General features: G+C 70.0%; 5 protein-coding genes. 3 read left to right on the forward strand and 2 right to left on the reverse strand.

Annotation, left to right across the window (positions count from 1 at the left end; genetic code table 11):
• Positions 1–446: 446 nt before the first annotated feature.
• On the reverse strand, positions 447–869 hold the full coding sequence (locus ACFVW8_RS37060) for an Rv3235 family protein (protein ID WP_389698075.1): 423 nt from the start codon (positions 867–869) through the stop codon (positions 447–449).
• 291 nt (positions 870–1,160) lie between these two features.
• On the opposite strand from ACFVW8_RS37060, the gene ACFVW8_RS37065 reads away from it, so the two are divergent.
• Together ACFVW8_RS37065 and ACFVW8_RS37070 are read left to right on the forward strand one after the other, a co-directional pair.
• On the forward strand, positions 1,161–1,667 hold the full coding sequence (locus ACFVW8_RS37065) for a DUF6912 family protein (protein WP_389698077.1): 507 nt from the start codon (positions 1,161–1,163) through the stop codon (positions 1,665–1,667).
• A 75-nt stretch (positions 1,668–1,742) separates the two neighbouring features.
• The gene (locus tag ACFVW8_RS37070) at positions 1,743–2,414 is read left to right on the forward strand and encodes an HAD family hydrolase (protein ID WP_389698079.1); all 672 of its coding nucleotides are present in this window, start codon (positions 1,743–1,745) and stop codon (positions 2,412–2,414) included.
• 35 nt (positions 2,415–2,449) lie between these two features.
• Here ACFVW8_RS37070 and ACFVW8_RS37075 read toward each other — a convergent pair whose 3' ends face one another.
• Positions 2,450–3,016, reverse strand: a complete 567-nt coding sequence (locus tag ACFVW8_RS37075; RefSeq protein ID WP_389698081.1) for a DJ-1/PfpI family protein — start codon at positions 3,014–3,016, stop codon at positions 2,450–2,452.
• Positions 3,017–3,412: 396 nt separating this feature from the next.
• Between ACFVW8_RS37075 and ACFVW8_RS37080 the strand changes: the two genes are divergently transcribed.
• Positions 3,413–8,446 (forward strand): NAD-glutamate dehydrogenase, encoded by a 5,034-nt coding sequence (locus tag ACFVW8_RS37080; protein ID WP_389698083.1) that lies wholly within the window; start codon positions 3,413–3,415, stop codon positions 8,444–8,446.
• The last annotated feature ends 143 nt before the right edge of the window (positions 8,447–8,589 follow it).

Here is an 8,589-nt window from a genome sequence, read left to right on the forward strand (position 1 = left end):
CCTCAAACGCCGGAGGGGCTGGATTTGGGGCTGAGGTGGGGTGGGGTGGAGGGGTGGGTTGGGGTTGGGGTTGGGCTCGGCTTGGCTTGGCTTGGGCTGAGGTGGGGTTGGGTTGGGTTGAGGTGGGGTTGGGCTTGGCTCGGCTTGGGGTGAGGTGGGCTTGGCTTGGCTTGGCTTGGGTTGAGGTGGGGTTGGGCTCGGGTTGGGATGGGGTGAGGTTGTGTTGGGGCGGGGTGGGGTGAGGCGTGAATGGATGTGGGGCGGGCTGGGAGCCGTGTGGTCCCCTGAGGGCCTCTGCGGGCTCCTGTGGCCCCCTCCCGTCCCTCTGGGCCCCAGTGGGGCCTCGCTCTGCGCCTTCGAGCCTGCACGGCCCCTCTGTGGACTGCGTGTGAGCCCTGCCGCCTTCCGGGGCTGGGATGCCTCCTGCCGTCTGCCCGCGACTCTGGTCAGGCGGGGTGGCGGGCCGGGGCGTTGCCGAGTTCTACCGCGGCGCAGCGCCAGCGGAGGTCCGGGCCCTGTTCCAGGCGGAAGGCCATCGCCCGGACCTGCTCACCCGCCGCGATGCTCGCGCAGGCCTCCACCACGCCGGGGGCCGGCTGGGCGCCGCGGCACATGCGGATCACCGGGCGGGCGCCGCGGCTCCGGAGGGGGGTCGCGGGGGCCAGTTCGGCGAGTTGGTCGTAGGCCTCGCCGATGGTGTGGCCGAGCATCCAGTGAACCGGTCGCTGGCCGCTGAGGACCGCCAGGAGGCGTTCCGCGAACCACTGGTGAGGGCGGGTGCGCCGGGGTGTCCGGAGGCGTTGCTGAGGGACGGTCTCGGGCCTGCGTGCGTCATGGCGTCCGGCCGGCCTGGTCCTGTTCGTGGTCACTTCTCATCGCCCCCGTGCTTGAGAGGCCCGGCGAAATACCGGGCGGTAACTTCTGTTGTGGATCTTCTACGGGGGCGGAGACGCGGCCGCAAGCGTCGGCGGGGCCGGGGGAGGGGGATCCGGAATTCACCTATCCGGGTGGTTGGCCCGGTCCGGCGAGGGGAGCGGGGGCGGGCCGGGCAGGGTGAGGGGCGGTTGCCGGGTGGACGGGCGCGGGCCCGTACAGGTAACCCCAAAGGGGGACGCCGCACGTATCCTGAGGGCGTCTCCGACTACGAAAGCGGCCAAGCCATGCGCGTGTACGTCCCCCTGACCCTCTCCGGTCTCGCAGCGGCGCACAGGGCGGGCGAGCTCGGTCCCGGTCCGCTCACCGCCTACGCGGTGACCCCGGGGCTGCGCGAGTGGTACGTCTCCGACGACATCGAGGAGCTGGAGTACGCGGCGCTCAACCGGGCCGCGTCCGCCTCGCTGCGGATGATCGCCGGGGACCCGGACGCCACCCGCCGCCGTGTCGTCGTCGCGGTCGATGTTCCGGACGGGGACGCGGTCGCCGACCCGGATCACATTCTGGACGCCTCCTCGCTCGGTGAGGTCACGATCGCCCCCGCGGTGACACTGGCCAAGGCCGCCGCGGTGCACGTCGACTCGGACGAGGCGGACAAGGACGTCACGGCGGCCGCAGCCGCGCTCGGGGCGGCCGACCTCGGCGACGACGACGCGCAGTTCACCGTGGACGGCGCCGAGGACCACGAGCTGCTCTGGTTCGGCATCCAGGAGATCCCGAACCTGATCGGCTGAGTGCGGGACGGACCCCGGCCCTTCCGAGGGCGGCCATCTCGCCGGTTGTCAGTGGCGGCGGGTATTTTTCTGGTCATGGGGACGCAGGGGAAACACCGCACACATCTGGTCTGGGACTGGAACGGCACGCTGCTCGACGACAACATCGCGGTCGTCGGCGCGACGAACGCCGCGTTCATGGAGGTCGGCGTCGCGCCGATCACCGTCGAGCAGTACCGGGAGACGTATTGCGTCCCGATACCCCGTTTCTACGAACGGCTGATGGGGCGGCTGCCCACGGAGGCCGAGTGGGACCGGATGGACTCGGTCTTCCACCGCCACTACACCGAGCAGCGGGACGCCTGTGGGCTCACCGAAGGAGCCGCCGAGCTGCTCGCGCAGTGGCAGCAGGCGGGCCGGAGCCAGTCCCTGCTGAGCATGTACGGCCACGACGAGCTGGTCCCTGTGGTGCGGGGCTACGGCATCGAACCGCATTTCGTGCGCGTCGACGGCCGCACCGGGCGGTCGGGCGGCAGCAAGGCGCAGCACATGGAGCGGCATTTCGCGGCGCTGGCCGGGATATCCCCGGAGCACGCGGTGATCATCGGGGATGCGGTGGACGACGCGGTGGCAGCCGCCCATGTCGGCGCGAGAGCGGTGCTCTACACAGGCGGGTCGCACAGCCGGGTCAGCCTGCAGGCGGCCGGGGTGCCCGTCGTGGACACCCTGGCCGAAGCGGCGGAGCTCGCCGAGCAGCTGGCCGGATAGCGGACTGAGGCAGCGGCAGCCGTTGGGGGCGGAGGTCAGGCGACCGGGGCCTTCGTGCGGAGCACGGTCAGGAATGCACGCATCCAGGCCGAGTGGTCGGGCCAGGCGCGGGACGAGACCAGGGTGCCGTCCACCACGACCTCGGTGTCCTGGAAGTCGGCCCCGGCCGTCTCCATGTCCGGCTCCAGCGCGGGATAGGCCGTGACCCGGCGGTTCTTCAGCGCGCCGACCGTGGCCGTCATCAGCGGGCCGTGGCAGATCTGGGCCACCGGGCGGTCCGCCTCGAAGAACGCGGAGAGGATCCTGCGCAGGTCGGCGTCGTTGCGCAGGTATTCGGGGGCGCGGCCGCCGGGGACGACCAGGGCCACGTAGTCGTCCGGGTCGACCTCGGTGAAGGCCAGGTCGGCGGGCCAGGTGTAGCCGGGCTTCTCGGTGTACGTGTCGAAGCCGGGCTCGAAGTCATGGACCACGAAGCGGAGCGTCTTGCGGGAGGGCGCGGCGATGTGGACGTCGTAACCCTCCTCGCGCAGCCGCTGGTACGGATAGAGGACTTCGAGGGACTCGGCGGCGTCGCCGGTGACGATCAGGATCTTCGGTGCCATGGCGGGGCTCCCCACGGTGCGTCGGCCTGTTCCGTTTACCGGTACCAGAGTGCGACAGCACGGCCCGGCGCGCTGTCCAGAGTGTCAAAGTTCGAGGCTTTCTTTGTACACATACGGCTCGTGACGGTTACGGGTGCGGGGGAGATAGCCTGGACCCCGTGATCAGCGCGATATGCCTCGGGGGCAGCGAAGCCCCCGGCCTGCGCCCGGAGTGCCACAGTGCCCGGGCCCTGACTGATCCCCTCAGCCCGGCCCGACTGCCAAAAATGGCCAATAAGGTCCCGGGCGTCTCTCATAGCGGCATAGCGTCGACTCAGACCGGAAACCCCGTGTCGTGGCGGTACGTCGTCTTTTTCACCTACGTCACGCAACGGCGCGCGACAGGAGCCAGAGGACATGCAGACCAAGCTGGACGAAGCCAAGGCCGAGCTGCTCGAACGGGCCGCCAAGGTAGCTGACAACAGCCCGGGCGGTGGTGTCGGTGGCCCGGGCGGTACCCCCCGGGTGCACGTTGCGGCCACCGGGGCCGACAACGGCAACGGGGCCGGGCAGGAGCGTCCCGTCCAGGACGTACTGCTCGCCTATCTCCAGCGCTACTACCTCCACACCGCTCCGGAGGACATCGGCGGCCGGGACCCGGTCGACGTATTCGGTGCCGCTTCCTCGCACTACCGGCTGGCGGAGAACCGCCCGCAGGGCACGGCGAACGTCCGGGTGCACACCCCGACGGTCGAGGAGAACGGCTGGACCTGCAGCCACACCGTCGTCGAGGTCGTCACGGACGACATGCCCTTCCTGGTCGACTCCGTCACCAACGAGCTGTCCCGGCAGGGTCGCGGCATCCACGTCGTGATCCACCCGCAGGTCATCGTCCGGCGCGATGTGGCCGGCAAGCTGATCGAGGTCCTCACCGAAGGCGCCGGCGTCTCGACCGGACCGCAGAACGGGCGCAAGAACGCCAAGGGGGCGAAGGACGCCAAGGCCGCGCTCCCGCACGACGCGCTCGTCGAGTCCTGGATCCACGTCGAGATCGACCGTGAGTCCGACCGCGCCGACCTCAAGCAGATCCAGGCCGACCTGCTGCGGGTGCTGTCCGACGTACGGGAGACCGTCGAGGACTGGGAGAAGATGCGGGACGCCGCGCTGCGCATCGCCGACGACCTGCCCGGCGAGCCGCTCGACGACCTCGCCGACGACGAGGTGAACGAGGCCAGGGAGCTGCTGCGCTGGCTCGCCGCCGACCACTTCACCTTCCTCGGCTACCGCGAGTACGAACTGAAGGACTCCGATGCGCTGGCCGCCGTGCCCGGCACCGGTCTCGGCATCCTGCGCTCCGACCCGCAGCACACCGGGGACGAGGCGCACCCGGTCAGCCCCTCCTTCGACCGGCTGCCCGCCGACGCGCGCGCCAAGGCCCGCGAGCACAGGCTCCTCATCCTGACCAAGGCCAACAGCCGGGCGACCGTGCACCGCCCCAGCTACCTCGACTACGTCGGCGTGAAGAAGTTCGACGCCGAGGGCAATGTCATCGGTGAGCGCCGCTTCCTCGGACTGTTCTCGTCCGCCGCCTACACCGAGTCCGTGCGCCGGGTGCCCGTCATCCGACGCAAGGTCGCCGAGGTGCTGGAAGGCGCGGGCTTCACGTACAACAGCCACGACGGCCGCGACCTGCTCCAGATCCTGGAGACCTACCCGCGCGACGAGCTGTTCCAGACGCCGCCCGACCAGCTGCGCTCCATCGTCACCTCGGTGCTCTACCTCCAGGAGCGGCGCCGGCTCCGGCTCTACCTGCGCCAGGACGAGTACGGGCGCTACTACTCCGCGATCGTCTACCTGCCGCGCGACCGCTACACCACCGGCGTACGCCTCCGGCTGATCGACATCCTCAAGGAGGAGCTGAACGGCACCAGCGTCGACTTCACGGCCTGGAACACCGAGTCGATCCTCTCCAGGCTGCACTTCGTCGTCCGGGTCGCCCCCGGCAGCGAGCTGCCCAGCCTCACCGACGCCGAGGCCGACCGCATCGAGGCCCGGCTCGTGGAAGCCGCCCGCTCCTGGGCCGACGGCTTCCAGGAGGCGCTCAACGCCGAGTGCGGCGAGGAGCGCGCCGCCGAGCTGCTGCGCAACTACGGACACTCCTTCCCCGAGGGCTACAAGGCCGACCACTCGGCGCGTGCCGCGGTGGCCGACCTGGTCCACCTCGAAGCGCTCAAGCAGCACGAGCGGGACTTCGCCCTCAGCCTGTACGAGCCGGTCGGCGCCGCCCCCGGCGAGCGCCGCTTCAAGATCTACCGGACCGGTGAGCAGGTCTCCCTCTCGGCCGTCCTGCCGGCGCTCCAGCGCCTGGGCGTCGAGGTCGTCGACGAACGCCCGTACGAGCTGCGGTGCGCCGACCGTACTCACGCCTGGATCTACGATTTCGGGCTGCGGATGCCGCAGGCCACCGGGAACGGCAGTTACCTGGCCGACGACGCCCGCGAGCGGTTCCAGGAGGCCTTCGCGGCCGTCTGGACCGGCGAGGCCGAGAACGACGGCTTCAACTCGCTGGTGCTGGGCGCCGGTCTGGACTGGCGGCAGGCGATGGTGCTGCGCGCCTACGCGAAATACCTGCGCCAGGCCGGATCGACCTTCAGCCAGGACTACATGGAGAGCACTCTCCAGAACAACGTCCACACCACCCGGCTGCTGGTCTCGCTCTTCGAGGCCCGGATGTCACCGGGGCGCCAGAGCGCGGGCACGGAGCTGACCGACGGGCTCCTCGAAGAGCTCGACGGGGCCCTGGACCAGGTCGCCTCGCTCGACGAGGACCGGATCCTGCGGTCCTTCCTCACCGTCATCAAGGCCACCCTGCGGACGAACTTCTTCCAGCACGCGGACAGCGGCCTGCCGCACAACTACGTGTCGATGAAGTTCGACCCGCAGTCCATCCCGGACCTCCCGGCGCCCCGCCCGGCGTTCGAGATCTGGGTCTACTCGCCGCGGGTCGAGGGTGTGCACCTGCGGTTCGGCAAGGTCGCCCGCGGTGGTCTGCGCTGGTCGGACCGGCGCGAGGACTTCCGTACCGAGATCCTCGGCCTGGTCAAGGCGCAGATGGTGAAGAACACCGTCATCGTGCCGGTCGGCGCCAAGGGCGGCTTCGTCGCCAAGCAGCTCCCCGACCCGGCCGTCGACCGTGACGCCTGGCTGGCCGAGGGCATCGCCTCGTACCGCACCTTCATCTCGGCGCTGCTCGACATCACCGACAACATGGTCACCGGCGAGGTCGTGCCGCCCAGGGACGTCGTCCGGCACGACGAGGACGACACCTACCTCGTCGTCGCCGCCGACAAGGGCACCGCGAAGTTCTCCGACATCGCCAACGAGGTCGCCGTCTCGTACGGCTTCTGGCTGGGCGACGCGTTCGCGTCCGGCGGTTCGGCCGGCTACGACCACAAGGGCATGGGCATCACCGCCCGGGGTGCCTGGGAGTCCGTCAAGCGGCACTTCCGCGAGCTCGGCCACGACACCCAGACCGAGGACTTCACCGTCGTCGGTGTCGGTGACATGTCGGGCGACGTGTTCGGCAACGGGATGCTGCTCTCCGAGCACATCCGGCTCGTCGCGGCCTTCGACCACCGGCACATCTTCATCGACCCGAAGCCGGACGCCGCGACCTCGTACGCCGAGCGGCGCCGCCTCTTCGACCTGCCGCGCAGCTCCTGGGCCGACTACAAGAAGGAGCTGATCTCCGCGGGCGGTGGCATCCACCCGCGCAGCGCCAAGTCGATCCCCGTCAACGCGCACATCCGCGAGGCGCTCGGCATCGAGTCCGGGGTCACCAAGATGACCCCCGCCGACCTGATGCAGACCATCCTCAAGGCCCGCGTCGATCTGCTGTGGAACGGCGGCATCGGTACGTACATCAAGTCCTCCGCCGAATCGAACGCGGACGTCGGCGACAAGGCCAACGACGCGATCCGTGTCAACGGCGAGGACCTGCGGTCCAAGGTCGTCGGCGAGGGCGGCAACCTCGGTGCCACTCAGCTCGGCCGGATCGAGTTCGCCCGCACCGGCGGCCGGATCAACACGGACGCGATCGACAACAGCGCCGGCGTGGACACCTCCGACCACGAGGTGAACATCAAGATCCTGCTCAACGGGCTGGTGCGGGACGGCGACATGACCGTCAAGCAGCGCAACAAGCTGCTGGCCGAGATGACCGATCAGATCGGCCACCTGGTGCTGCGCAACAACTACGCGCAGAACACGGCGCTCGCCAACTCGTCCGCCCAGGCGCCCTCCCTGCTCCATGCCCAGCAGCGCTTCATGCGCCGGCTGGGCCGCGACGGGTACCTCGACCGGGCGCTGGAGTTCCTGCCCACCGACCGGCAGATCCGCGAGCTGCTCAGCGCCGGCAAGGGGCTGAGCCAGCCCGAGCTGGCCGTGCTGCTCGCCTACACGAAGATCACGGCGGCGCAGGAACTGATCGGGACGAGCCTGCCCGACGACGCGTACCTGCAGAAGCTGCTGCACGCGTACTTCCCGCGGCAGCTGCGCGAGCTGTACCCCGAGGCGGTCGACGGGCACGCGCTGCGGCGCGAGATCATCACCACGGTGCTGGTCAACGACACGGTGAACAGCGGTGGCTCCACGTTCCTGCACCGGCTGCGGGAAGAGACCGGGGCCTCGATCGAGGAGATCGTGCGGGCGCAGGTCGCGGCGCGCGAGATCTTCGGGCTCAGCCGGGTGTGGGACGCCGTGGAGGCGCTCGACAACCGGGTGTCCGCCGATGTGCAGACGCGGATCAGGCTGCACTCGCGGCGGCTCGTCGAGCGCGGTTCGCGCTGGCTGCTGGGCAACCGGCCGCAGCCGCTGGAGATCGCCGGCACGATCGACTTCTTCCGCAACGGTGTCGAGCAGGTCTGGGCCGAGCTGCCCAAGATGCTGATGGGCGCCGACCAGGAGTGGTACCGGTCGATCCTGGAGGAGCTCACCGAGGCCGGGGTCCCGGACGAGCTGGCACAGCGCGTCGCCGGATTCTCGTCCGCCTTCCCGGCGCTGGACATCGTGGCCATCGCGGACCGGACGGGGAAGGACCCGCTGTCCGTCGCCGAGGTGTACTACGACCTCGCGGACCGGCTGGGCATCACCCAGCTGATGGACCGGATCATCGATCTGCCGCGGGCCGACCGCTGGCAGTCGATGGCCCGTGCGTCCATCCGTGAGGACCTGTACGCGGCGCACGCGGCGCTCACGGGTGACGTGCTGAGTGTGGGCAACGGGGGGTCCACGCCGCAGGAGCGGTTCGAGGCGTGGGAGGAGAAGAACGCGGCGATCCTGACGCGGTCGCGGTCCACGCTGGAGGAGATTCAGGGGTCGGACGCGTTTGATCTGGCGAATCTGTCCGTGGCGATGCGGACGATGCGGACGTTGCTGCGTACGCACGCGTAGCGCGGTGGGGGTGGGGGCGAGGCGGCTGCCGGGTGCGTCCGGTGGCCGCCTCGGGGTGAAAATCCCGACGGGCGTGGGGTGGTGGGGGCCCCCCCGCGGCGCGGGCGTTTTTAGAAAAAAACACGAGGGCGGGGTTTTTGGTA

It is taken from the genome of Streptomyces sp. NPDC058221, from assembly GCF_042882365.1.
Lineage (GTDB): Bacteria > Actinomycetota > Actinomycetes > Streptomycetales > Streptomycetaceae > Streptomyces.

Coding starts and splice junctions, on each gene's coding strand:
- ACFVW8_RS37080 (WP_389698083.1), top strand. CDS start 3,413: ATGCAGACCAAGCTGGACGAAGCCAAGGCCGAGCTGCTCGAACGGGCC.
- ACFVW8_RS37065 (WP_389698077.1), top strand. CDS start 1,161: ATGCGCGTGTACGTCCCCCTGACCCTCTCCGGTCTCGCAGCGGCGCAC.
- ACFVW8_RS37070 (WP_389698079.1), top strand. CDS start 1,743: ATGGGGACGCAGGGGAAACACCGCACACATCTGGTCTGGGACTGGAAC.
- ACFVW8_RS37075 (WP_389698081.1), bottom strand. CDS start 3,016: ATGGCACCGAAGATCCTGATCGTCACCGGCGACGCCGCCGAGTCCCTC.